The following is a 25857-nucleotide window of genomic DNA, read 5'->3' as shown; positions in this document are numbered from 1 at the left end:
TATGGCAAATCAATTTCCAAAAGATTTTTTATGGGGTGGCGCAACAGCTGCCAATCAATTTGAAGGTGCCTATAATCTTGATGGTAAGGGCTTATCGGTACAGGATGTGACACCAAAAGGAGGTGTGCCTGCTAAAGTCGGCGATCTTAATCCGCTGATTACAGAAGTTCCAACACCTGATAATTTAAAATTAGAGGGGATCGATTTTTACCATCGCTATAAAGAAGACATTGCCTTATTTGCAGAGATGGGATTTAAGGTTTTCCGTTTGTCTATCGCTTGGTCACGTATCTTTCCAAACGGAGATGAGACAGAACCAAATGAAGCTGGTTTAGCTTTTTATGATAAGGTGTTTGATGAGTTGGCTAAATACGGTATTGAACCTTTAGTCACCCTATCACACTATGAAACCCCTCTGCATTTAGCGAGAAAGTATAATGGTTGGGCTAGTCGTGACTTAATTGATTTTTACGCGAGATATGTGACAACAGTCTTTGAGCGTTATAAAGATAAGGTAACCTACTGGTTGACCTTTAACGAGGTAAACTCCGTCTTACACGCGCCATTTATGTCGGGTGGTATTGCGACACCGATGGAGGACTTATCCAAACAAGACCTCTATCAAGCGGTGCATCATGAGTTGGTGGCATCGAGCTTAGCAACAAAAATTGGACATGAGATTAACCCTAACTTTAAGATTGGTTGTATGGTGATTGCTATGCCAGCCTATGCCATGACAGCGAATCCGTTGGATCAATTGGCTGTTCGTGACTTCAATAATCAAAACTATCTCTTTAGCGATATTCATGCTAGAGGGAAATATCCAAATTATATTAAGCGTTACTTCAAGGAAAATCAGATTGAAATCCAGTTTGCTCCAGGGGATGAGGCTTTACTAGCAGAACACACAGTTGATTTTATTTCCTTTAGTTATTACATGAGTGTGGCGGTAGCGCATAACCCAGAAGATTATGAAACAGGTAGAGGTAATATTTTAGGAGGTGTTTCAAACCCTTATCTTGATAGTTCTGAATGGGGATGGCAGATTGATCCTGTAGGTTTGCGTTTGGTACTCAATGACTTTTATGACCGTTATCAATTGCCACTCTTTATTGTGGAAAATGGTTTGGGTGCTAAAGATGTTTTAGTGGATGGCCCTAATGGACCAACGGTTGAGGATGACTACCGCATTGATTATCTTGAAAAACACCTCAAACAAGTAGCAGAAGCTATCGAAGATGGTGTCGAATTGTGGGGTTACACAACTTGGGGACCGATTGATCTCGTCTCAGCAAGCACGGCGGAACTCAGTAAGCGGTATGGCTTTATCTATGTTGATAGACATGATGATGGGACAGGAACCCTTGCGCGTTATAAGAAGAAATCATTTGCTTGGTATAAAGAAGTCATTGAAAGTAATGGTGCAAGTTTATACAGCTAGTTTATGAAATGTTAATCTCACCAATTTGGTGGGATTTTTTTATCGTGGCGTAGCTGTTTTCTGACATTTTTTTAAAGAGGTGGTACACTAAACATATCAGAATCAAAGGAGAAAAACATGAAAACTTACGATATGATTGTCATTGGTTTTGGTAAGGCAGGAAAAACCTTAGCGGCCAAGATGGCTATACAAGGTAAAACAGTTGCTATGGTGGAGCAGAGTCCTCAGATGTATGGAGGTACTTGTATCAATATCGGCTGCATCCCAACCAAGACTCTACTGCACGCAGCAGAAAAGGGGCTAGATTTTTCCAGTGTCATGGCAGAGAAAGACGCAGTGACCAGTCGTCTGCGTGCTAAGAATTTTGCTATGTTGGATCAAAAAGATACGGTTCATGTCTATACGGCAAAAGCAAGATTCGTCCAAAATAAAGTTATTGAGCTCCTGTCCGACCAAGACCAAGAACAGATTACAGCAGAAACTATTATTATCAATACTGGCGCAGTTTCAAACCGCCTTCCCATACCAGGCTTAGCAGAAAGTCAAGGCGTTTATGATTCGACAGGTATTCAAGAGTTAGCGCAACAACCAGAGCGCTTGGGGATTATCGGTGGTGGAAATATCGGTTTAGAGTTTGCGACTCTGTATGCTGAGCTTGGGAGCCAAGTAACTGTTTTTGATCCGCAATCTCGCTTGTTTGCAAGAGAGGAGCCGATGGTTTCAGACTTAGCTAAGACCTACATGGAAGAGCAAGGGATTCACTTTGAGTTGTCTTCAACTATCTATCAGGTGGCAAATAAGGCTGACACAGTTGTGATAACGAGTAACAAAGGAGAGTTTGTCTTTGATGCTGTGCTTTATGCCACAGGCCGCCGACCAAATACTCAAGAACTGAATCTTGAAGCGACTGATATTAAGCTCACGGATCGCGGGGCTATTGAGGTTGATGAGTTTTGTCAAACCAGTGTGCCTGGTGTCTTTGCAGTAGGAGATGTTAATGGAGGTCCTCAGTTTACCTATGTTTCTTTAGATGATTACCGTATTGTTTATGGCTATTTAACGGGAGACCTATCTTATTCGCTACAAAATCGTCGTCATGTTCCCACCACTACCTTTGTCAATCCTCCATTGGCGCGTGTTGGTCTAGATGAGGAAACTGCTAAAGCAGAAGGATTGAGCTACAAAGCTAATACTTTGCTGGTGGCTAATATGCCCCGTGCGCATGTTAACGGTGATTTACGTGGCTTCTTTAAAGTCGTGGTTAATCCAGAGACAGAAGAAATCTTAGGAGCAACCTTATATGGTGCAGAGGCAGGAGAATTGATTAACCTCATTACTATGGCGATGGATAATAAAATTCCTTACACTTACTTCCAAAAACAAATCTTCACTCATCCTACCATGGTAGAAAATTTCAACGATTTATTTAATGTTTAAGGAGACATCATGCTATGAGCTCTGCTTTTTTAAAAATGCTAGAAAAATACCAGGGAGAAAAACTGACCCAATTTGCTAGTGAGCCAGCTAAAACTGAGCCTTGTTTGCTGTTTTTGGGTGATTCAATCATGGATCTGTTTAAGACGGAACAACTAAGAACTCAGCTGACACCTGTCAATCGAGGCATTAGCGGGATTGATACTAGCTTTTTGTTAGACCACTTTGATGAGATAACCAAAGGCATTCAGCCTGAAAAGATTTTCCTTTTGATTGGAACCAATGACCTTGGACAAGGAGAGGATCCTTTGAGTATCTATTGCCGTATTGATGAGCTTTGTCACAGACTGTCAGAAACCTTTCCCAAAGCACAGCTCTATCTCCAGTCTGTTTATCCTACACATGACAGTAGAGAGTTTTTTGAAACGGTGGGCTCTCGAACAAATGACCGTATTGAACAACTAAATCAGTTGTTACAGGGAACTAGAGGAGTGACCTACTTAGATGTTCATGATAAGCTCATTGATTTAACAGGTCAGCTTGAGAAAAGCTACACCACAGATGGTTTACATCTTAGCCCTTTAGGTTATGATCAAGTGGCAGAGGTTATCGAAACATTTCTTTAGTATAAAAGGCTGGATGTGCTATCTAGCCTTTTGTTTTTGTATCTTTCTGAAAAATAACTGAAATACCATTGAAAATTATCTGAAAATTTTGTATAATATATCTATTATTTCATTATTTTCAAAGGAGTATTTTATGTCACAAACTGATTCAAAATGGCGAAGTAGATTAAAAGCTATGGGACCAGGTATTCTGATGGCGTCAGCAGCTGTCGGAGGTTCTCATATTGTTTCTTCAGCTCAAGCAGGTGCCTTATACGGCTGGTCTTTACTTGGTTTGGTTATCCTAGCCAATGTCTTTAAGTACCCGTTCTTCCGTTTTGGTGCAGAATACACGGCTGACACTGGTAAGACTTTGGTTGAAGGTTACGCTGAAAAAGGCAAGTTTTACCTTTGGGTCTTCTTTATCTTAAATGTTTTTTCAGCCATGGTAAATACAGCTGGAGTAGCTATCTTATGTTCAGCTATTATCGCCAGTGCCTTTCCAATGATAGGTTTAAGTATCACGCAGTGGTCATTGATTTTATTAGCGATTATTTGGGCAATGCTCTTGTTTGGAGGTTATAAGCTCTTAGATGGTATGGCTAAGTGGATTATGTCAGCTCTAACAATTGCAACGGTAGTTGCTGTTATTGTTGCAGTTATCGAGCATCCTGAGGTTGGTGCTGACTTCGTTGAAAAGACTCCTTGGCAAATGGCTGCCCTACCTTTTATTGTTTCTTTACTGGGTTGGATGCCAGCTCCGATTGAAATTTCAGCCATCAACTCACTCTGGTCAGCTGAGAAAAAGAAATCGGTCGATTTTAGTACCGAAGATGCCCTCTTTGACTTTAACGTTGGTTTTATCGGTACTGCCATTCTGGCTGTTTTCTTTGTGGCTCTTGGGGCGCTTATCCAGTATCCAACAGGTAAACCTGTTGAGGGTGCATCTGCAGCTTATATCTCACAATTTGTAGGCATGTATGCCTCGGTACTTGGAGAGTGGTCACGCTACTTGATTACTTTTATCGCCTTCTTGTGTATCTTTGGAACAGTAATCACAGTTGTTGATGGGTATTCTCGTGTTAACCAAGCCTCGCTTGATTTGTTGTTGAACCAAAAAGAAACTCAGGCTAAGTCTTTAAATATTTGGATGACAGCAACTTCTATTATTGGTTTGATTATTATCTTCTTCTTTGCAGGACAAGTGGCTACCATGTTACGTTTTGCCATGATCGGGTCATTTTTGACGACACCTTTCTTTGCTCTGTTAAACTACGTCTTGGTAGCAGGTGAAAATAAAAATCTTCCGACTTGGCTAAAAGCACTAGCGATTGCAGGCTTGATTTTCTTATTCGGCTTTGCCCTGTTCTTTATCTATGCTTTGGCGATTGGTCAGGTTTAATGTTAATGGCAGCATCTGAGGATGCTGTTTTTTTCTTACAAGATTGTAAGGTTTGAGGCCAGAATTGTAAGAGAGTGCAGATGGAATATTTTCTATAATAGACTTATAAGAAACAGAAAGAAGGAAATCACATGTCATTCAAATTTTTACAAGTAAAGAGAATCGAAGAAAAGGCTGAACTCTTGGAACAATCAGAATTTTTTGAGGATCTAGCACTTGATTTGCAAAGTATGCAATTTATGGCATCCTAGAGGGAGGAAACTATGAAAAAGAAAGTATTTGGCTTGCTGGCTTTGGGTAGTATAATACTAACTGCTTGTTCTTCCTCATCAGCAGGCCTTAGCTTTGATGAGGGCTATCAAACTTTCCATTACAAGGGAAAAGACTATGCCGTTAGCAAACAGGAAGTTGCCAAAGATAGTATTCGAGGAACAGAAGTTAAGTTTATGGAATGGCCTGTTGTCAAAGAAGAGGGTTCAGTGAAAAAAACAGTGTCCTTGAATAATCTCTTTATAACTACTGGCAAGGAATGGGCCATCGGTGTCCAGGATGGTTATTATAAGGTGGATTTAGAAGATAATATTGCTGAATCAGACCGAATCGACTATCAAGCATTACTTGATGCAGTTGATTTATCCAAAGAAAACAATTAGGAGTTTGTATGTTATTAGAAATCAATCATTTAGAAAAAGTTTACCGCACGCGCTTTTCAAAAGAGGAAACTCGTGCTCTTCAAGATGTGGATTTTAAGGTAGAGGAGGGCGAGTTTATCGCGATTATGGGTGAAAGTGGTTCAGGTAAGACAACCTTACTCAACATTCTAGCAACCCTGGACAAGCCGACGAGAGGCTCTGTTATCTTAAATAATCAGGATATTACGAAAATCAAGGAAAGCAAGCTGGCGGATTTCCGTTTGCGTAACCTAGGCTTTGTCTTCCAAGATTTTAATCTCTTGGACACTCTGTCTATCCAAGACAATATCTTTTTACCTCTGGTATTGGCACGTACCAGCCATGAGGAAATGGAAAAACGTTTGAAAGTCTTGGCGCCAAAACTACGTATTCAAGATTTGCTGAAAAAACGTCCCTTTGAACTTTCTGGTGGACAGAAGCAGCGCGTGGCCATTGCCCGTAGTTTGATTACCCAGCCACAGATTGTCCTAGCGGATGAGCCGACGGCTGCCCTAGATTACCGCAATTCGGAAGACTTGCTGAATTTGTTTGAAGACATTAACCTAGACGGACAAACCATTCTCATGGTGACCCACTCAGCCAACGCAGCCAGCCATGCCAAACGTGTTCTCTTTATCAAGGATGGTCGGATTTTCCACCAATTGTACAAGGCAGGTAAGAGCAATCAAGACTTTGCCAAGGAGATTTCGCTCAACATGTCTGCACTTTTAGGGGGTGAGTAGATGTTTTACCTCAAACTTGCTGGGCAAAATATCCGAAAATCCATGGGTGTTTTTGCTCCCTTTGTTTTAGCCAGTCTTGTGCTATTTACTCTGATTTGTTCCATGTTCTTGCTCATGCTGAGTCCAGTTATGAAGACCATGGGCTCTGGTGCCGTTTCTATCGGTCTTGGTGTTGTTGTTCTGACCATTTTCTCGGTCATTATGGAGATTTATAGCTTTAATTTCCTGATGAAACAACGGGCGAGGGAATTTGGTCTCTATAACATGCTGGGGATGAACAAGAAAAAAGTAGCCTTGATAGCCAGCCTCGAATTGATGATGATTTTCTTGCTAGTTGTGGTTCTTGGTTCTGTCTTAGCTGGTGTGTTTGCAAATGTTCTCTACTTGATTTTTGTCAATCTAACACATTATAGTGATTTACATTTTGGAATAGACCCTCTGGCATTTGTCATGACCGCCTTTCTCTTTGCGGGTATCTTCTTTATCTTGGAATTGCTGGCTATTCGGACGATTGGCAAGACCAGTCCGCTGATTTTGTTTCGAGCTAGTGAAAAAGGAGAGAAGGAGCCAAAAGGCAATGTCCTTCTGGCTGCCCTTGGTGTATTGGGACTGGGTGTTGGCTACTACCTGTCACTTTCATCGAAAGCAGCAGGGGTAGCTGTCATCTATCGGTTCTTCATCGCTGTGCTCTTTGTCATCGCGGGGACCTACTTGTTCTACATCAGCTTTATGACTTGGTATTTGAAGGCTCGTCGGAAAAACAAAGGCTATTTTTACACGCCAGAGCATTTCATTACCACGTCGCAGATGATTTTCCGTATGAAACAGCATGCAACTGGTTTGGCAAATATTACCCTCTTAGCAGTCATGGCCTTTGTGACCATTGCAACAACGACTTCACTTTATACTGGCATGTCAAGCATGACAAGTGGTCTTTATCCAAAGGAAACATCTATTACCTACAAAGTTGCGGATAGAAGTCAGGGTGAAAGTGCCTATCAGCAATCGGTGCTCAGCCATTTTCCAGAAAAAGCGGAAGATAGTCTGTCCTACCTGACCTACCAAGCTGGTCTGGTCTATGACGGTGGGAAGGAGATTGTCATTAGTCCAGAAACCATTGCCAATCCAGACTTTAGCAAAATAGCCTTTACCTACTTCGTCACCCAAGATGATTTCCGGAAGTTGGGCAATGACCTGCCAGAGCTTGCTGCCAATCAAGTGGTCTTTATGCGTCCGAGTGAAAAACCATTGCTGAAGAAGCTTGTTTTGGGCGATCATACCTTTGAGAATGTAGCCAATCTTGACCAGGCTATTTTCCCAGACATCACCAATACGCTAAATGCCGCCGTTATGGTAGTCAGTGATGACACTGTATTGAATACTGTTCGTGAGTATTATGAGTCCAATAATCCGCAAGGCTATCAGGTTAGCCTGGACTACCGTGTCTTTACCGACTTGACTGATGAAGAGGTTACTTCAATTGGTGAGCAAACTGGGGACTCTTATAATATCAACGATGCAAACGGAGAATTCCTAGGATATGCTATGCAAAAATCCGATTTCAACAATTTACTGATGGGCTTTAGAGGCGGTTTCCTCTTTACAGGTTTCTTGCTGGGAATTAGTTTCCTACTGGGTGCAGCCTTGATTATCTACTACAAGCAGTACTCGGAAGGGCATGAAGACAAGAAATCCTACAAGATTCTACAAGAAGTGGGCATGAGTGCAACAGCAGTCAAAAAGACCATTAACTCGCAAACGCTTTTGCTCTTCTTTATGCCACTGGCTATGGCGACCCTGCACTTTGTCGTCGCCCTGGTCATGCTCAAGCAGATGCTGCTGATGTTTGGTGTGGTTTCTTCTAGCATGATTTACACGGTTAGTGGTATTACATTACTTGCAGTTATCTTGATTTACTTTGTCATTTACAAGTGGACCAGCCGAACCTATTATCGCATTATTGAACGATAGCAATAGGATAGGCTGCCCCAGCACCACTTTTTGGAGTTCGTGTCAACATCTCAGCGCAGTGGTTGATTGGCTTTAACAGTCCAGTGGATTGTTAAAGGTTGGAGATAGGATTTGCTTCGCAAATCTTAGCACTTCGTGTTTTACACTCCAAATCTGATCTCTACGACTGAGGCGAACAGAGTTCGCCTTATTTCCAACCCCCAAAGGTTCTCCGAACCTTTGGAGCTATGCGGGGCTGGGAGGTCAAACAGTCACTACTCTGACTGTTTGAGTGCGGAAATAAAACAAACGAAGTTTGTGTCAAAATAGTCCGGTGGACTATTTTAGCTCGAACCTACTATTTGGAAGTGAGGGGAACTCTTTTTGATTAGTCTAGTTCTGTCCCACCCCCTTGCTTTTTTAGGGAAGTGGTGTTACAATGGTAATACCAAAGGAATACTAGATGAGGTGAGAAAATGGCAGCTATTACATTGAAAGTTTCTGAGCAGGACAAGCTCTTTATGCAGGCTATGGCAAAGTTTGAAGGTGTGAGTTTGTCAGAACTCATTCGGACTAAAACCCTTGAAGCGCTTGAAGATGAGTACGATGCGCGTGTGGCGGATATTGCTCTGGCAGAATACGAGGCTGACTTGGCGAATGGCATTGAGCCGATAACACTAGAACAAATGGCTGAGGAGTTGGGCATTGAGTTATAAGGTTATTTTGTCCGCTAAGGCTCAAAAGCAAATTCGAAAGATGGATAAAACGGCTTCGAGTTTAATTTTGCGCTATCTCTACAAGCATATTGACGGTTGCGATAATCCCAGACAATACGGAAAAGCCTTGATTGCCAATCGTTCTGGCCAATGGCGGTATCGTATCGGCAATTACAGGGTGATCGTCAGTATTGAAGATGATAAATTGATTGTAACTGCCCTTGAAGTCGGGCATCGAAAAGAAGTATATAAATAGAAAGCCAAGACCTGTGTCCTGGCTTTTACAGAATGAAGATGATGAAAAAAGCGAAGATTTATATTGTTGAAGACGATGAGATGATTGTTCAGCTTCTGAAAAATCATCTTGGAGCAACTTATCAGGTGGGGAGTGTGGCAAATTTTAGGGCAGTGACACAAGAAGTCGCGGAGTTTCAGCCTGATGTGGTTTTGATGGATATTAGCCTGCCTTACTATAACGGTTTTTACTGGACGACGGAAATCCGTAAAACCATGACCATGCCCATTATCTTTATCTCTTCTAGCGATGATGAGATGAATGCGGTCATGGCTATGAACATGGGAGGGGATGATTTTATCTCAAAACCTTTTTCCCTGGGGATTTTAGATGCTAAAATTGCTGCCTTCTTACGTCGGGTCAATCAATTTAGCAAATTAACTGACTTGTCTATTGATCAGTTTCAACTTAGTTTGGACGGGTGTTTTTCAAGCGAATTGGAACAGGTTCAATTGTCTCCTACAGAAACTAAGATTTTATCCACCTTACTAGAAAGACAAGGGCAGATTGTCAGTAAAGACGAACTCTTGGGAAAACTCTGGGAAAATGAAGAATTTATCGATCAGAATACGCTCAATGTCAATATGACCCGTCTGCGTAAGAAGGTGAGTGAAGTTGGTTTTGACCGTATTCATACGGTTCGTGGAGTGGGGTATCTGGTCAAATGATGGCGAAATTTATCCGCGAATACTATAGTTTTTACCTTACTTATCTGGTCTTGGCTAGCAGTTTTATCTTGTTGTTTTCCCTTTACCGGCTTCCAGTTGAATTTTTACAAAATGCTCTATTAGTATCTCTAACCCTTTTACTCCTTCTAACAGTAGGACTGTTCTGGAAGTTTAGTAACCGCATGAGAGCCTTGGAGGACTATGTCCATGAGGAAGCTTCTCCCCTGCTTAATAAGCCTGTGGACCTTATCTATCTTAACTTGATTGAAGCGGAGAAAGAGACAACGAGGGAGCAGCTCTTGGAATATAAGTCAAGGGAAGAGGACCTGCAAGCAATGGTTAAATTATGGTCTCACCAGATGAAAGTGCCTATGGCAGCCCTGTCACTCATGAGTCAGACTAATCAGCTATCTTCAAAGGATGTAGATTATCAGTTACTACGTATGGAAAACTATTTGGGTAATTTACTCACCTATATGCGATTATCTAGTCAAGTTAGTGATTTTCGCTTTGAAGACTTTGATACTCGTGATTTGGTGGTTGATATTATTAAAAAGTACCGTCAGCAGTTTTTACAAAAAGAGATAGCTGTTGAGATTATGGGACATTGGCAGCTGAAAACCGATCGTAAATGGTTGTCTTATGCCCTAGAGCAGTTAATCGATAACGCGCTCAAATATACACCCAGTCAGGGGAAGATTACCATCAACCTATCAGATGGTATTGAGGTTGCAGATACTGGTATTGGGATTTTAGCTGAGGATATTCCTCGTCTGTTTGAAGAAGGCTTTACTGGCTATAACGGTCGTGAGCATCAGAAGGCAACAGGTTTTGGGCTCTACCTGACTAAAAAAATCTTGACGCAGTTAGGACTTGCTATCCGCGTAACCAGTCAGGTTGATAAAGGCAGTCAGTTTTATATTGTAAAGATGTAGAGGGATGACAAATTAGGTTTGTCTCCCTTTTTCTTAGGATACTATCAGTTTTTCACAGGATAGGATAAGATTTTGCTATGAGAAGGTACTATACTATTAGTAAACAAACTTTCAGGAGGTTATAAAATGGCTGTTAAACTTTATTTGATGCGACATGGACAGACCCTATTTAACTCACAAAAACGTGTTCAAGGTTGGTGTGATTCTCCTTTGACAGAAAAAGGGAAAGAGCAGGCGTTATCAGCTAAAACCTATTTTGAGGAGGCGGGCGTTACCTTTGACTTCGCCTATGCTTCAACACAGGAGCGAGCAAGAGATACGCTAGAGTTGATAACAGATACTCCTTTTGAGCAAGTTAAGGGTTTAAAAGAGATGAGTTTTGGTGTTTTTGAAGCTAGAGAAGAAGAGCTCCTGCCAAAGCATAGACCAGGAAGTCAGTCTTTTGAGGATCTGTTGGTTCCTTATGGTGGTGAGGACATTCGTCAAGTTGGCGACCGTGTAGCAGCTTGTTTGGAAGCTTTACTTGAAAACCATGATGGGGAAACCCTACTAGCTGTTAGTCATGGCGCTGCCATGTGGGGTTTTATCTTGCAACAAAACATGAATCTGCCAAATGGATTTACCTTTGGTAATTGTGCTATCTGCCAGATTCATTGGGATAAGGATGGGTTTGTGCTAGAAAAAGTCATTAATCCCTTGACTAAGGAAGTTTTTGATTGTTAGCAATATGAATAAAGTATTTGTAATGAAAAAATATTGTAATGGCGTTTAGTTAGAACATGAGAGAAGGAGTAAGAAAATGACACAAAAAATCATCTTCCTAGATGTGGATGGGACCTTGGTGGATTACCACAATCGTATCCCGAAGTCGGCTGTGACAGCTATTCGTCAGGCGCGTGCTAAGGGGCATCGTGTTTATGTCTGCACAGGTCGTAGCCGTGCGGAGATGCAAGACGAGATTTGGGAGATTGGCATTGATGGTATGATTGGTGGTAACGGCTCTTATGTTGAAGATGACGGCAAGGTTATTTTACACCAGTTAATTGCTAAAAATGAGGCAATCCGTGTTGTAGAGTGGTTGCAAGAAAAAGGGCTAGCCTTTTATTTGGAGTCAAATAATGGCTTGTTTGCTTCTGATGATTTTAGAGCAGCAGCACCAGCTGTTATGGCTGAGTATGTCAATCGCAAGGGAATTGTAGATCCTAAAGAGCAAGAACAAGCAACAACCAACTTTTTGGATCAAATGACCTATGGTGCAGAGCTTTACCGAGATGATCTCAATAAAATTAGTTTTATTCTGTCAAGCTACCAAGATCACCTAGATTCCATTCAAGCTTTTCCAAATCTAGAAGCACATACCTGGGGTGGACGGGGCGAAACAGCTCTCTTTGGTGATTTAGGGGTCAAAGGGATTGATAAGGCACAGGCCGTTGATGCTCTACTAGCCCACTTAGGTGCTAATAGAAGGGATACCATAGCGTTTGGAGATGCAAAGATTGATATTCCCATGCTAGATTATTGTGAGATTGGTGTTGCTATGGGAAATGGAGGAGAAGAAATTCTGGCTATGGCAGATAAGGTTACAGCAGATGTCGAGGATGACGGTCTTTACAAGGCTTTTGTTAATTTAGAGTTAATCTAAATCATAGTATAGTATCAGTTTTTCTTATCATCTGATAAGAAAAGGGTTCCAAAATAATTTATAATATGATTTCACGAGATTTGGAAGGAATGCGAAATTTCTTTGAAACCTATTTTGGAGCTAGGGCAAATCAGCTCTATCATAATCCTCAGAAAAGGTTTAGATCCTATTTTCTAACCTTTGAAGATCATACGCGTCTTGAAATTATGACAAAGGAGGATGTAGTGGAGCAACCTAGTGCAATCGATCACTTGGGGCTTATTCATTTTGCTTTTAACTTAGGAAGTAAGGAGGCTGTTGATGTCTTAACAAAGAGGTTTCTTGAAGATGGTTATTCAGTTCTGAGTGGACCACGAGTAACGGGTGACGGATACTATGAATCGTGCGTATTAGGATTTGAAAATATTCAAATTGAATTAACAGTATAAAGGAGAACAATAATGTCAGATAAACAATTTCCAGAAGGCTTTCTTTGGGGTGGGGCAACCGCTGCTAACCAATTAGAAGGAGCTTATAACGAAGGTGGTCGTGGTTTAGCTAACGTTGATGTGTCACCAGTTGGTGAAGACCGCATCAAAATTATCACAGGGCAACTCAAACATTTTGATTTTGATGATGAGCATTTTTATCCTGCTAAGGAGGCTATCGATTTTTACCATCGCTATAAGGAAGACATTGCCCTCTTTGCAGAAATGGGCTTTAAAACCTTTCGGATGTCTATCGGCTGGTCACGTATTTTTCCAAAGGGTGATGAGCTAGAGCCAAATGAAGAAGGTCTAGCCTTTTATGAAGATGTTTTCAAAGAGTGTCGAAAATACGATATTGAGCCTTTGGTGACCATTACCCATTTTGACATTCCTATGCACTTGGTGACAGAGTATGGTGGCTGGCGTAATCGCAAAATGCTAGAATTTTATGAACGCCTCTGTCGCACCTTGTTTACGCGCTATAAAGGTTTGGTAAACTATTGGTTAACCTTCAACGAAATCAATATGATTTTACATGCCCCATTTATGGGAGCAGGGCTTTACTTTGAAGAAGGGGAAAACGAAACACAGGTTAAATATCAAGCAGCCCATCACGAATTGGTGGCTTCTGCCATTGCGACAAAATTAGCCCACGAGATTGATTCTGAAAACAAAGTTGGCTGTATGTTAGCAGCAGGGCAATATTATCCAAACACTGCCCATCCAAGAGATTACTGGGCAGCCATGCAAGAAGACCGTGAAAATTATTTCTTCATTGACGTTCAAGCTCGCGGTTACTACCCTAACTACGCTAAGAAAAAATGGGAGCGTGAGGGAATCGAGCTAGACATCACCGAAGAGGACTTGGCGTTATTAAGAGACTATACGGTTGACTTTGTCTCATTTTCATACTATTCAAGCCGTGTGGCATCAGGTGATCCCGAGGTCACAGAGAAGACAGCAGGCAATATCTTTGCTTCTTTAAAAAACCCTTATCTTGATGCTTCTGAGTGGGGTTGGCAAATCGACCCACTGGGGCTTCGCATCACCCTAAACGCCATCTGGGATCGCTATCAAAAACCAATGTTCATCGTCGAAAATGGTTTGGGAGCTGTTGACACCCCAGATGAAAATGGTTATGTCGAAGACGACTACCGTATCGACTACCTCCGTCAACATATCAAAACTATGCGCGATGCCATTACAGAAGATGGGGTTGAATTACTAGGTTATACCACTTGGGGACCAATTGATCTTGTCTCAGCTGGAACAGGCGAGATGAAAAAACGTTACGGATTTATCTATGTTGACCGTGATAATGATGGTAAAGGCACTCTTAAACGCTCTAAGAAAAAATCATTTGACTGGTACAAAAAAGTTATCGCGACAAATGGCGCAGAGCTGTAATTGTTAAAAGCTAGGGAAAATCACCCTAGTTTTTTAGTGGACATCTCTAAGGGTTTAACGTAAAATAACAAGAAAGAGGAACTTGATATGAAAGATAACGAACAGTTACGTCAAAAAATTGGTGACTTAGCTTACCAAGTCACCCAACACGCTGCAACAGAACCAGCTTTTACAGGTCGATACAATCAGTTTTTTGAAAAGGGTATCTACGTTGACATTGTCAGTGGTGAGCCACTCTTTTCATCCCTTGATAAGTATCAATCCGGCTGTGGTTGGCCAGCATTTACAAAACCCATAGACAATCGTCTAGTCACCTATCACGATGATTTCTCCTACCATATGCGTCGAATTGAAGTAAAAAGCCAGAAAGTCGGCTCACATCTAGGGCATGTTTTTAACGATGGTCCGATAGAGACAGGGGGGTTACGCTATTGCATCAATTCGGCAGCTCTGCGTTTTATTGCTTATCAAGATTTGGATAAAGAGGGCTATGGGCGTTGGAAGGAGCTTTTTAAGGAGTAGATAATGACATTTATTGAAGAGATGCGACAAACAATGGCGGCATCAGACCGTCGAAGAGATAAAGACCTCAAGATTCCCAAAGATATTGAACAGTATAGAGATATCCTTTATGGTAGTGATAAGCAGTGGCAAATTCTTGATCTGTATCGCCCATTAGAAACCAAAGATAAAGAACTTCCTGTGATTATTAATGTTCATGGAGGTGGCTGGGTTTATGGAGATAAGGAGCTTTATCAGTACTATGGCATGAATTTAGCACAGCGGGGCTTTGCTGTTATCAATTTTACTTACCGATTAGCACCAGAACATCGTTTTCCAGCACAATTGGAGGACATTAATCTTGTGTTTCATTGGTTATTAAAAAATGCTTCCAACTATCAGTTAAATACAAATAATCTATTTGCAGTGGGTGATTCAGCTGGAGCTCATCTCTTGAGTCTTTATGTTACCTACCTTAACAGTCAAGTTTATAACCGATTTTACACTTTTGATAAACCTGAACAGTTAGCGTTAAAGGCGATTGCTTTAAATGCTGGGATTTATCAATTTGACTTAAAAGAAACCAAGCAAGATAAGCAGACTAAAAAGTTGCTTCATGCCTTTTTGTCGTCAAAGCATTACTATCGCGACCTGAAAAAAATTTCTGTTTTAGATAAGATTAAGCCGAATTTCCCGCCTACTTTTATTACAACCTCTGTGGCTGATTTTCTCAGATCCGAAAGCCTCCTGTTGGCAGCTAAATTAACCGAAAAAGAAATTGAGCACAGTTATCATTTATACGGCGGTAAAGAAAATCGACTCAAACATGTCTTTCACCTCAATATCTTAGATCAAAGCGCTATCACCTGTAATGATGATACTATAGCTTTCTTTAAAAAATATATGGATTAAAAAAGTAAAAGTACCTTCACTTACGAATAAAAGAGTGGAGGTACTTTTTTATGTATAATATTACATTTCCTAAAACAAGTCTAATGCCAAGAGAAAAACTCGCCTTACGAGGACCAGAACAACTCAGTACACAAGAATTGCTCGCCATTTGTTTAAGGACAGGCACGAAAAAAGAATCGGTTGCCAGTATTTCTCAGAAAATACTCGATAAGATTGACCACTTGGGACAATTGCGCCAGCTTTCTTTACAGGAACTTCAAGCTATCAAAGGTATCGGACCCGTTAAGGCAATCGAGCTTAAAGCCATGCTTGAGTTGGCAAAACGGATCCAGGAAGCAGAAGTTGAAGAAAATGATCGCATTTTAGGAAGTCAGATGCTAGCTGAGAAGCTAATGATTGAATTAGGGGAATTAAAACAGGAGCATGTTCTTGGTTTTTATCTAGACACTCAAAATCGAATTATTGAACAACGCCTTCTTTTTATCGGATCTGTCAGACGCTCTATTGTGGAAATCAGGGAGGTATTACATTACGCTTGTAAAAATATGGCAACCTCTTTGATTATCGTTCATAACCATCCCTCAGGTGCTATCCAACCTAGCTTTCAAGATGAAGAATTTACAAAAAAACTCAAGCGATCTTGTGAGGACATGGGAATTGTGCTTTTAGACCACTTGATTATTGGGAAAAAGAACTATTATAGCTTTCGAGAAGAAACGGATTATTGTAGTTAGCTTAAAACTCATTGACAATAAAGTCAAACAAGCTACGATCTTCCTCTCTGCTTTCATGGAGCAACTCTGGATGCCATTGAACACCCAAAAATCGAATATCAGGATGGATAGATTCAACAGCTTCAATGGTATCATCTTTAGGGTCGTAAGCAACCACCCTTAACAAAGGAGATAATTCCTTAATACTCTGATGATGAAAGGAGTTAATCTGGCTAGACTTTCCATAAATCGGAAGAAGGACACTATCATCTGACACAATCATTTGCTGACTAAGGTAATCAGATGGTGCATCTTGCCAATGGTTTTCGATATCTTGATTTAACGAACCAGCCAAGGCAATATTCATCAATTGCGTTCCGCGGCAGACAGAAAAAATCGGCTTTCTTTGTTTAATAGCTTCATCTACTAAGGCAAATTCAAATAAATCACGATCACGATGAAAATCATCATCGCTAGTATCTTTTTCTTCGCCATAAAAAACAGGATCTACATTTTGTCCACCTGTTAAAATCAGTTTATCCACCATAGAAATATAGTCTTTAGCGCATTTAGGATCACCAACAGGGATAATAAGCGGGACACCACCTGAGGCTTGAACAGCTTGGACATAATTAGTAGGAGTATAAGACCACATAATATCGGGATACTTATAATTTGGTCTTTCATTACCTGATATTCCAATAATAGGTTTTGACATAATGGCTCCTTAATCTTGATTCATAAAATATAGTAGGGTTTGCAGTTGACTGGTTAAGTCAACATATTGCACAACCACATGTCGAGGAACTGATAGATGAACAGGTGAGAAACACAGTATTCCTTGGATACCAGCCTCAACTAAAATATCAGCAACTTCTTGAGCTTTGAGACTAGGGACTGTAAGAATAGCAGTAGTAATCTCATCTTTTGCTAGATGGTCTTTGATGGTTGAAATGGCATAAATCGGAATCCCATCAGGAGACTTTGTGCCAACTAGCTCATTATCATCAGTATCAAATGCCATGGTAATTTTCATCTTATTACGCTCATGAAAACGGTAATGAAGCAGAGCTTTTCCAATATTTCCCACGCCAATCAGTGCAACATTGGTTAAGGAGTGGTCATTTAAAATATCAGCAAAAAAATTCATCAGCTTTTTGACATCATAGCCAAAACCACGACGACCAAGTTCTCCAAAATAAGAAAAGTCTCGTCGAACTGTCGCTGAGTCAATCCCAATTGCTTCTGCAATTTGTTTTGAATTGGCTTTTTCAATATTTTCTGCATTAAAACGCTTAAAAACACGATAATAAAGCGACAGACGTTTGGCAGTGGCTTTTGGGATATTTCTTTCTAATAAGCTCATATAAATAACCTCCTCATACCTTCATTTACCATTGTAACAGAAAGTTTGTGAAAATAACAACAATTTTTGATAATATAAAACCATCAGATGTTCTTGATACCCCTATCTAGAAGTCAAAAATTGACTTAGATACAGGTGCTAGAATAACCATAGTGAAGATTAGTAAAAATTCACCTCCAAACTAAGTTCGTTAGTGGAGGTGCGACAATCAGTGTTATGATACAATTTTTGTCTCTATTTACATTTCTTTTTGAAGTTTGATCAGTGTAATCTGTTCAATAAAAAAGAGATCTCAACGCAGTTGATAAAACATAGTCTGTTTAATTCGATATCAAACAAAAATCCTTAGAAATACTGCTTTCTAAGGATTTTATGTCTGTTAACTTAACTCTATTCCCACTCAACAGTTGCTGGTGGCTTACTTGTGATATCATAGACGATGCGGTTAACGTGATCAACTTCGTTTACGATACGAACTGAGATTTTTTGTAGGACATCCCATGGAATACGAGCAAAATCAGCTGTCATACCATCGATAGAAGTAATGGCACGGATAGCGATAGTATAATCATAGGTACGACCATCTCCCATAACGCCAACGGAACGTACACCGGTATTAACTGTGAAGTATTGCCAGATGTCACGATCAAGACCTGCTTTTGCAATTTCTTCACGCAAGATAGCATCAGATTCACGAACGGTCTCTAGTTTTTCTTCTGTAATCTCTCCCATTACGCGAATGGCAAGCCCTGGACCAGGGAAAGGTTGACGCCAAACGATTTCATCTGGCATTCCAAGTTCTGTTCCTAAAGCACGAACCTCATCTTTAAACAATGTATTTAATGGTTCAATCAATTTAAACTGCATATCTTCAGGAAGTCCACCCACGTTATGGTGAGATTTAATGGTTTGAGCAGTCTCTGTTCCAGACTCAATAATGTCTGTGTAAAGGGTTCCTTGTGCTAAGAAAGCAACATCTTCTAATTTACTAGCTTCATCATCGAAAACATAAACGAACTCATTACCGATGATTTTACGTTTTTTCTCAGGATCTGAAACTCCAGCGAGTTTGTCAAGGAAACGTTTTGCAGCATCTGCTTTAACAATGTTCAAGCCAAACTTACCACCAAGCATTTCCATAACTTGATCAGCTTCCCCCTTACGAAGAAGACCATGATCAACAAAGATACAAATCAATTGATCTCCAATTGCTTTTTGAAGAAGAACACCTACGACGGAAGAGTCAACTCCACCTGACAGACCAAGAAGAACTTTTTTGTCACCTACAGTTTCACGAATTTTTTTGATTTCCATCTCAATGAAATTATCCATTGACCAGTCACCTTTTGCTCCACAGATATTAAGAGCGAAATTACGTAAAATATCTGTTCCGTATTCAGAATGACGTACTTCTGGGTGGAACTGAATACCGTAGATACGTTTTTCAGAGTTTTCAATTGCTGCGAATGGACAATCAGCAGAAGTACCAGTACGGACAAATCCTTCTGGGATTTCTGTGACAGCATCACCGTGGCTCATTAAGACAATTTGCTGTTCAGGAGTCGTAGCAAATAGTTCAGAGTCGGTAGTGTGAGTGAGTGGTGATTGCCCATATTCACGATTTCCAGCATCACTAGCAGGAACAACCTTGCCACCCAGTTTGTGAGTAAGTAATTGCATGCCGTAGCAGATTCCTAAAATAGGAATTCCTAACTCAAAGATTTCAGGATCAATATCAAACGAGCCTTCTTCATAGACTGAATTAGGTCCTCCTGAAAGAATAATCCCTACTGGATTAATTTTGCGTACCTCGCTCGCTGTGATTTTATGGCTTTTAAGTTCAGAAAAAACCCCAATTTCACGGATACGACGAGAAATCAATTGATTGTATTGACTCCCATAATCCAGTACGATGATTTTTTGCATGTCATTAAAGTCTGTCATCATGTCCCTTTCCTAAATAAAATTATTTATCTTCCTCATTCTATCACAAAGCTACAGTAAATACAATTAAAGATATAGAGTTATATTGAAAATACGAGGAGATAAGTCGGACTCACCTGAACCTGTCTTTGCCATATTTAAAAAAATTTGATACTATTAAATGAAACTAGAAGGAGAGAGTATGTTACCTGCATATATTCGTATTCATGATGCTATCAAACAGGATATTGAGCAAGGCATCTGGAAAATTGGTCAACGTTTACCAAGTGAACGAAATTTATCTGAGAATTTTGAAGTGAGCCGTATGACTTTGCGTCAAGCTATCACATTATTAGTCGACGAAGGTATTTTAGAACGCCGTATTGGCTCTGGAACCTTTGTTGCCAGCAGACGTGTCCAAGAAAAGATGAGAGGGACAACTAGCTTCACTGAAATTGTGAAATCACAAGGCAAACTGCCATCAAGTAAGTTAATTTCTTATATTAAAACACAGCCTAGCAACCAAGAGATGCAACAATTACAACTCAGTCCTCGAGAATCTATCATTAGAATGGAACGTGTTCGTTATGCAGATCAGATTCCCGTAGTATATGAAATTGCTGCAATTCCAGAGAAAATGATAAAAAATTTTAAAAAGGAAGAGATTACAGAACATTTTTTTCAGACCCTCGTCAAAAATGGCTACGAGATTGGGAAAAGTCAACAAACAATCTCAGCTAAAATTGCTGAAAAAGAAGTGGCAGATTACCTTGATATTGATGAGGGAAAGGCTCTTCTTGCTCTGACACAAGTTTCTTACTTTACAGATGGACAACCGTTTGAATTTGTTCGCAGCCAGTATGTTGGTGATCGATTCGAGTTTTACCTTGAGAACAATTGAATGATAAATAAAAAAACGAGTAAGACTCGTTTTTTTATTTATCGAACAACCTTTGCGGAACCTACAACGACATATATTTTGAGGTGACTATCTTCATCTAAGGGAAAATCAATGTAAATATCATCATATATTGGATTGATAGAGACCAATTTTAAGCCATATTTATCGCTATAAACTTTTTTGATATAGGTTTCATCGTCATAAGCTATTGCGCAAACTTGCCCAGTATATGTGGTAAGTCCTTTATCTGTAAGGAAAACGACATCACCATCACAGTAATCAGGGGACATACTATCCCCGCTCACAATACTTGCTAAATCACAACTTGGAGGTTTAATTTGAACTTGTACTGTTTGTGTTTCGTAATCGTCATAAGAATACCCTCTTCCAGCAGAGAGTTTCGTTACGGTTTGGATATCGTATAGTCGGCTCGGTAGTGACATAATCTTTTCTTCACTTTTTGTTCGTAGGGTATTGGCGTAAGATAGAACTTTTTCTTGATTATCATGGTTTAAATGATTTAGGGTTTTCATAATGTCCTCCGTGATATCGCTATGCGGTGTGGATTTATATGCCGTGTCAATATCTGATACATGTACCGAAAAAACTTGGGCTAAAGCTTGTAATACAGTAAATGAGGGAGTGCTGCGTAAGTGGATATAATCCGACAGTGTGCTGGGTTTGATTCCTACTTTTTCTGCTAGAGATTTTTGTGTCAGCTTGGCTTTTTTTCGATAAAATGAAATATTTTTAGCAATTTCAGTCATACGTTCATTTTGCTTCATATTTTTATTATAAATTATTCTCAACTAATTTTCAATAAAAATACGAAAAAAACGTATTTTTAAAAAATAGATGATTGTTTAAATATAGCGTCATAAGGCTTTTTTTGATATAATATTCCTTATGGAAATTGAAAAAACCAATCGTATGAATGCGCTTTTTGAGTTTTATGCAGCTTTATTAACTGATAAACAGATGAACTATATAGAGTTGTATTATGCAGATGATTATAGTTTGGCTGAAATTGCTGAAGAATTTAACGTATCGCGACAAGCGGTCTATGATAATATCAAGCGAACAGAAAAAATTTTAGAAGATTATGAGATGAAACTACATATGTACTCAGATTACATTGTTCGTAGTCAAATTTTTGACGAGATTGCTGAGCGTTATACAGGCGATTCGTATTTGCAAGAAAAACTCACCCTCCTAACGAGTATTGATAATAAAGATTGATGGAAAAGGAAGAAAAATATTATGGCTTTTGAAAGTTTAACAGAACGCTTACAAGGTGTCTTTAAAAACCTTCGTGGAAAGAAAAACTTATCTGAAAAAGATGTTCAAGAGGTCACAAAAGAAATCCGCTTAGCTTTGCTTGAAGCTGACGTTGCTTTGCCTGTTGTTAAAGATTTTATCAAACGTGTTCGTGAACGTGCTGTTGGACATGAAGTGATTGATACCCTTAATCCTAGTCAGCAAATCGTTAAAATTGTTAATGAAGAGTTAACGACCGTTTTAGGGGCTGAGACATCCGAAATTAACAAATCACCTAAAATCCCAACCATTATTATGATGGTTGGTTTACAAGGGGCTGGTAAGACAACTTTTGCAGGGAAGTTAGCAAATAAACTGATTAAAGAAGAAAATGCTCGCCCTCTAATGATTGCAGCTGATATTTATCGCCCTGCAGCTATTGATCAGTTAAAGACTTTAGGTCAGCAAATTAATGTTCCTGTATTTGATATGGGGACAGAGCATTCAGCAGTTGAGATTGTAGCAGCAGGTTTAGCTCAGGCACGTGAAAATCGTAACGATTATGTTTTGATTGATACAGCTGGACGCTTACAAATTGATGAGAAGTTGATGGAAGAGTTACGTGATATTAAAGCACTAGCTCAACCAGATGAAATTCTTCTTGTTATAGATAGCATGATTGGACAAGAGGCAGCTAATGTAGCAGCTGAGTTTAATCAACAGTTAGCTATTACAGGGGTTATTTTGACGAAAATTGATGGTGATACACGAGGAGGAGCTGCACTATCTGTTCGTCAAATCACTGGTCAACCTATTAAGTTTACAGGTACAGGCGAGAAAATTACAGATATTGAGACTTTCCATCCTGATCGCATGGCTAGCCGTATCTTAGGGATGGGGGATTTACTGACCCTAATTGAAAAAGCGTCGCAAGAATATGATGAGAAAAAATCATTAGAACTCGCCGAAAAGATGCGTGAGAACACCTTTGATTTCAATGATTTTATCGATCAGCTAGATCAGGTACAAAATATGGGGCCTATGGAAGATCTTCTAAAAATGCTACCTGGAATGGCAGGGAATCCAGCTCTTGCCAATCTTAAAGTAGACGAAAAAGAAATCGCCAAAAAACGTGCTATCGTTTCCTCTATGACACCTGCTGAACGTGAAAACCCAGATTTGTTAACCCCAAGCCGTCGCCGCCGTATTGCAAGTGGTTCTGGCAACAGCTTTGTAGAGGTGAATAAATTTATAAAAGACTTTAATCAAGCAAAACAAATGATGCAAGGTGTCATGTCTGGAGACATGAATAAAATGATGAAACAGATGGGAATTAATCCTAATAATCTTCCTAAAAATATGCCTGATATGAGTGGTATGGATATGTCTGCTCTGGAAGGTATGATGGGAGCTCAGGGTGGCATGCCTGATTTATCATCTTTAGGTGGAGATATGGATATGAGTCAACTCTTTGGAGGTGGCTTAAAAGGTCGAGTAGGGCAGTTTGCAATGAAGCAAGCCATGAAACGCCAAGCGAATAAGATTAAGAAAGCTAAGAAAAAGCGTAAATAAACAAATAACAAGGAAAACCTATTGTACGATATGAGACAATGGGTTTTCTTGTTATTTTATTAAAATAGTGAACATTTATGGTCATCTTGACCAATTTTTATTTGATATGTTATAATCAAAAAATATGGAGATTAAAGGAGATTAGGATGATAAGACAGTTTTTACCACGTCAGCATGTCAAAAGTGTTTTCTCAATTGATTATGAAAACATTTATCAAAAAGGATTTAGAGCTATTCTTTTTGATATTGATGCTACTCTGGTTCCGCACGGGTGTGATGTCACACCAGAGGTGGAATCTTTACTTCAATATATTCAATCTATTGGCTTTAAAGTTTTATTGATTTCTAATAACTCTGATGAGCGGATTAGAATGTTTACCAGAAATGTTACTGTTCCTTATATCCCCTTAGCTAATAAACCACACCCTGAAGCTTATTTAAAAGCCTTGACGGTTCTAGGCGTCGAAAAAGATAAGACTCTGGTTATTGGCGATCAAATTTTTACAGATGTATTAGGAGCTAATCGGGCGGGGCTTGATAGTGTTATTGTGAATTTTTTGCCTCAAAAAAATGAGACTAAATTAGGAAAAAAAAGACGGGTAGAAAAGATCCTATTGCAACTTTATCGTTTGTTTGGATTATATGATCAGCAAACCTTTGGAGAGATTGAAAAGAGAGAAGTCTAATGGTAGTAAACAACGTTGTTAAGTTTTTTAGAAAAGAAATTTTATTTTGCGATATCCACCCTATCTGTTATGAGATTTCAACACAGAAAGAAATCTTCAAGCGCCATATTCAAAACATGCAGAGTAAAGAGAGTTTTGCAGATAGCTATCAGGCGCAAGCTTTACCTAACTTGGTTTCAAGTTCTCAATCTGGCTTGATTAAGCGTGGAAAAGGGATTGATCCTGTTTTACAAGAAAATAAAGCAGTCAATATTAGATTAGCTGGTGAAAAAATAAATGGTATTATCATTAAGCCAGGTCAAGTTTTTTCTTTTTGGAAATTAGTAGGAAAAATTTCAGAAAAGAACGGGTATAAAGATGGTAGAGTTATTATCGGAGATAAGATAGAAGCAGGTATGGGAGGGGGATTGTGTAATTTAGCGAATACCTTACACCTCTTGATTCTTCATAGCCCTATGGATGTTATTGAGTTTCATAGTCATTCGGATGCTTTGGCTCCTGATGGAGAAAAACGGATTCCTTTTGCAACTGGGACCTCCATTGGCTATAATTATGCGGATTATCGCTTTAAAAATAATACTGATCAAGATGTCCAGATTTTAATTTGGTGTGATGAGGATCATTTATATGGAGAGTTACGTAGTCAAGTTCCTTTCCCTTCGATCTATCAATTAGTCGAAGAAGATCATCATTTTAAAAAAGAAGGTGATAAATATTACCGTATTTCAAAAATTTACCGTGAGACCTTGGATAAAGACTCACAGGAAGTACTAGAGCGTTTATTGGTTTTAGATAATCACTCAGAAGTAATGTTTGATTATAGTCAAATTCCAGTAGAACAAATTAGAGAATAAAATAAACAGATATTGCTTAGCAATATCTGTTTATTTGTTAATATAATCACAAACTTTATCAATTTGTTCAGCAAAACTGCCCTCAAAACGATTTTCAAAGAAAGCACTACCAATCGTAAATGCCCAAGGTGATGCTTCTAAGACCTCATCTAAACGTTGGTAACTATCAATACTTCCAGCTAAACAAACTGGAGCTGGGACCTCAGCGACAAAGCGTTGGTTTAGAAGAACAGGATCACCTGTATAGCGATAGCCTAACAAGTCGAAGCCGTGAACTCCTTTTTTAAGGTAAGTATGTGCTTCTTGGATCATTTCTTCGATAGACCCCTCTAAAATAGAAGGACGTTCAGTAATTTTACCAACAAATGGCATATATTTGAGATTGTGTTGCTGACAAAATGTATTCACAGAGTCGAAAAAGATGGTTCCCATCAAGATATCAACACCACATTCAAGCGCCATTTGAGCACCTTCTAAGCATTCTTTCTCTGTATATTCAACAACCTCAAGAAATGTTGTTTTACCACAAGATTTCATATAAGCATATAACTCTTTCATCTTTTCTAAAGGTAATGGTTTTTCCTTAAACCCCCAGAATTTAGCCTTTGAATCTTTACATTTCTCGAAAATCTCATAAGCATTTTCAACGGTGCAATCATTATGCGTTAACATAACAATTAATTCAGATTTTTCCAAAACATTAAAATCCTTTCCAAAAATCTCCTCTAATAACGAGCATATTATACCATGAAAAAGACCGTAATACAATAAAAGGTTAGGATATAAGTGTGTGTCT

General features: G+C 39.4%; 28 protein-coding genes. 23 read left to right on the top strand and 5 right to left on the bottom strand.

The genetic code is table 11. The features are described from left to right. Position 1: 1 nt before the first annotated feature. From ACQRDX_RS05845 to radC, 18 genes are all read left to right on the top strand, one after another. Positions 2–1441, top strand: a complete 1440-nt coding sequence (locus tag ACQRDX_RS05845) for a glycoside hydrolase family 1 protein (protein WP_427895319.1) — start codon at positions 2–4, stop codon at positions 1439–1441. Positions 1442–1558: 117 nt separating this feature from the next. Continuing rightward, positions 1559–2878 carry an FAD-containing oxidoreductase gene (locus tag ACQRDX_RS05840; RefSeq protein WP_427895317.1) on the top strand — a complete coding sequence of 440 codons (1320 nt, stop codon included), beginning with the start codon at positions 1559–1561 and terminating at the stop codon, positions 2876–2878. 14 nt (positions 2879–2892) lie between these two features. Continuing rightward, a complete protein-coding gene (locus tag ACQRDX_RS05835) occupies positions 2893–3501 on the top strand; it encodes a GDSL-type esterase/lipase family protein (protein ID WP_427895315.1) in 609 nt (202 codons plus the stop codon). 133 nt (positions 3502–3634) lie between these two features. Then, positions 3635–4882 carry an NRAMP family divalent metal transporter gene (locus tag ACQRDX_RS05830; protein WP_427895313.1) on the top strand — a complete coding sequence of 416 codons (1248 nt, stop codon included), beginning with the start codon at positions 3635–3637 and terminating at the stop codon, positions 4880–4882. Positions 4883–5145: 263 nt separating this feature from the next. Beyond that, positions 5146–5535, top strand: a complete 390-nt coding sequence (locus ACQRDX_RS05825) for a NisI/SpaI family lantibiotic immunity lipoprotein (RefSeq protein WP_427895311.1) — start codon at positions 5146–5148, stop codon at positions 5533–5535. Positions 5536–5543: 8 nt separating this feature from the next. After that, positions 5544–6296, top strand: a complete 753-nt coding sequence (locus ACQRDX_RS05820; RefSeq protein WP_024407069.1) for an ABC transporter ATP-binding protein — start codon at positions 5544–5546, stop codon at positions 6294–6296. Beyond that, complete coding sequence (locus ACQRDX_RS05815; protein WP_427895309.1) at positions 6297–8267, top strand: ABC transporter permease; 1971 nt, start codon at positions 6297–6299, stop codon at positions 8265–8267. Positions 8268–8722: 455 nt separating this feature from the next. Next, positions 8723–8962, top strand: coding sequence for a type II toxin-antitoxin system RelB family antitoxin (gene relB / locus ACQRDX_RS05810; protein WP_024394016.1), 240 nt, complete (start codon positions 8723–8725; stop codon positions 8960–8962). Next, positions 8952–9218: a type II toxin-antitoxin system RelE family toxin gene (locus ACQRDX_RS05805; protein ID WP_427895306.1), complete on the top strand. Its 267-nt coding sequence runs from the start codon at positions 8952–8954 to the stop codon at positions 9216–9218. The genes relB and ACQRDX_RS05805 overlap by 11 nt, the downstream gene beginning before the upstream one ends. A 38-nt stretch (positions 9219–9256) precedes the next feature. Beyond that, complete coding sequence (locus tag ACQRDX_RS05800) at positions 9257–9925, top strand: response regulator transcription factor (protein ID WP_427895304.1); 669 nt, start codon at positions 9257–9259, stop codon at positions 9923–9925. Beyond that, positions 9922–10860 (top strand): sensor histidine kinase, encoded by a 939-nt coding sequence (locus tag ACQRDX_RS05795; RefSeq protein WP_427895302.1) that lies wholly within the window; start codon positions 9922–9924, stop codon positions 10858–10860. The genes ACQRDX_RS05800 and ACQRDX_RS05795 overlap by 4 nt, the downstream gene beginning before the upstream one ends. Before the next feature lie 126 nt (positions 10861–10986). Continuing rightward, positions 10987–11583, top strand: coding sequence for a histidine phosphatase family protein (locus ACQRDX_RS05790; RefSeq protein WP_427895300.1), 597 nt, complete (start codon positions 10987–10989; stop codon positions 11581–11583). Between the two features lie 76 nt (positions 11584–11659). Further along, positions 11660–12502 (top strand): Cof-type HAD-IIB family hydrolase, encoded by an 843-nt coding sequence (locus ACQRDX_RS05785; protein ID WP_427895298.1) that lies wholly within the window; start codon positions 11660–11662, stop codon positions 12500–12502. A 65-nt stretch (positions 12503–12567) separates the two neighbouring features. Beyond that, on the top strand, positions 12568–12930 hold the full coding sequence (locus tag ACQRDX_RS05780; protein WP_427895296.1) for a VOC family protein: 363 nt from the start codon (positions 12568–12570) through the stop codon (positions 12928–12930). 12 nt (positions 12931–12942) lie between these two features. Continuing rightward, positions 12943–14376, top strand: a complete 1434-nt coding sequence (locus tag ACQRDX_RS05775; RefSeq protein WP_427895294.1) for a 6-phospho-beta-glucosidase — start codon at positions 12943–12945, stop codon at positions 14374–14376. Between the two features lie 87 nt (positions 14377–14463). Next, positions 14464–14898: a peptide-methionine (R)-S-oxide reductase MsrB gene (gene msrB, locus ACQRDX_RS05770; protein WP_427895292.1), complete on the top strand. Its 435-nt coding sequence runs from the start codon at positions 14464–14466 to the stop codon at positions 14896–14898. Between the two features lie 3 nt (positions 14899–14901). After that, positions 14902–15789 (top strand): alpha/beta hydrolase, encoded by an 888-nt coding sequence (locus ACQRDX_RS05765; RefSeq protein WP_427895290.1) that lies wholly within the window; start codon positions 14902–14904, stop codon positions 15787–15789. 50 nt (positions 15790–15839) lie between these two features. Further along, a complete protein-coding gene (gene radC, locus ACQRDX_RS05760) occupies positions 15840–16523 on the top strand; it encodes a RadC family protein (protein WP_354369767.1) in 684 nt (227 codons plus the stop codon). A 1-nt stretch (position 16524) separates the two neighbouring features. On the opposite strand, the gene ACQRDX_RS05755 is transcribed toward radC, so the two are convergent. The 3 genes from ACQRDX_RS05755 to guaA form a co-directional block, all read right to left on the bottom strand. Continuing rightward, positions 16525–17220, bottom strand: coding sequence for a gamma-glutamyl-gamma-aminobutyrate hydrolase family protein (locus tag ACQRDX_RS05755; RefSeq protein WP_427895288.1), 696 nt, complete (start codon positions 17218–17220; stop codon positions 16525–16527). A gap of 9 nt (positions 17221–17229) precedes the next feature. Then, on the bottom strand, positions 17230–17868 hold the full coding sequence (locus ACQRDX_RS05750) for a redox-sensing transcriptional repressor Rex (protein WP_427895286.1): 639 nt from the start codon (positions 17866–17868) through the stop codon (positions 17230–17232). 390 nt (positions 17869–18258) lie between these two features. Then, positions 18259–19815, bottom strand: coding sequence for a glutamine-hydrolyzing GMP synthase (gene guaA, locus ACQRDX_RS05745; RefSeq protein WP_427895284.1), 1557 nt, complete (start codon positions 19813–19815; stop codon positions 18259–18261). Positions 19816–19993: 178 nt separating this feature from the next. Here guaA and ACQRDX_RS05740 point away from each other — a divergent pair, with 178 nt between their 5' ends. Beyond that, positions 19994–20692: a GntR family transcriptional regulator gene (locus tag ACQRDX_RS05740; protein WP_427895282.1), complete on the top strand. Its 699-nt coding sequence runs from the start codon at positions 19994–19996 to the stop codon at positions 20690–20692. Between the two features lie 38 nt (positions 20693–20730). On the opposite strand, the gene ACQRDX_RS05735 is transcribed toward ACQRDX_RS05740, so the two are convergent. Continuing rightward, positions 20731–21459, bottom strand: coding sequence for a LexA family transcriptional regulator (locus ACQRDX_RS05735; RefSeq protein WP_427895280.1), 729 nt, complete (start codon positions 21457–21459; stop codon positions 20731–20733). Between the two features lie 139 nt (positions 21460–21598). On the opposite strand from ACQRDX_RS05735, the gene ACQRDX_RS05730 reads away from it, so the two are divergent. The 4 genes from ACQRDX_RS05730 to ACQRDX_RS05715 all read left to right on the top strand — a co-directional run bounded on the left by ACQRDX_RS05730 (position 21599) and on the right by ACQRDX_RS05715 (position 25061). Continuing rightward, on the top strand, positions 21599–21931 hold the full coding sequence (locus tag ACQRDX_RS05730) for a putative DNA-binding protein (protein WP_354369773.1): 333 nt from the start codon (positions 21599–21601) through the stop codon (positions 21929–21931). A 21-nt stretch (positions 21932–21952) separates the two neighbouring features. Continuing rightward, positions 21953–23521, top strand: a complete 1569-nt coding sequence (gene ffh, locus ACQRDX_RS05725) for a signal recognition particle protein (protein ID WP_427895278.1) — start codon at positions 21953–21955, stop codon at positions 23519–23521. A 146-nt stretch (positions 23522–23667) separates the two neighbouring features. Continuing rightward, complete coding sequence (locus ACQRDX_RS05720) at positions 23668–24207, top strand: YqeG family HAD IIIA-type phosphatase (protein ID WP_427895276.1); 540 nt, start codon at positions 23668–23670, stop codon at positions 24205–24207. Next, positions 24207–25061, top strand: a complete 855-nt coding sequence (locus tag ACQRDX_RS05715) for a VanW family protein (RefSeq protein WP_427895274.1) — start codon at positions 24207–24209, stop codon at positions 25059–25061. Before ACQRDX_RS05720 ends, ACQRDX_RS05715 begins: the two co-directional genes overlap by 1 nt. Before the next feature lie 30 nt (positions 25062–25091). On the opposite strand, the gene ACQRDX_RS05710 is transcribed toward ACQRDX_RS05715, so the two are convergent. Then, entirely contained in the window at positions 25092–25733 is a 642-nt protein-coding gene (locus tag ACQRDX_RS05710) for a hypothetical protein (protein ID WP_427895333.1), read from the bottom strand. Positions 25734–25857 lie beyond the last annotated feature (124 nt).

The sequence above is a fragment of the Streptococcus sp. SGI.013 genome (genome assembly GCF_050315295.1).
In the GTDB taxonomy this organism is placed as follows: domain Bacteria; phylum Bacillota; class Bacilli; order Lactobacillales; family Streptococcaceae; genus Streptococcus; species Streptococcus porcorum.
This window is presented reverse-complemented; position numbering and strand designations above follow the sequence as displayed.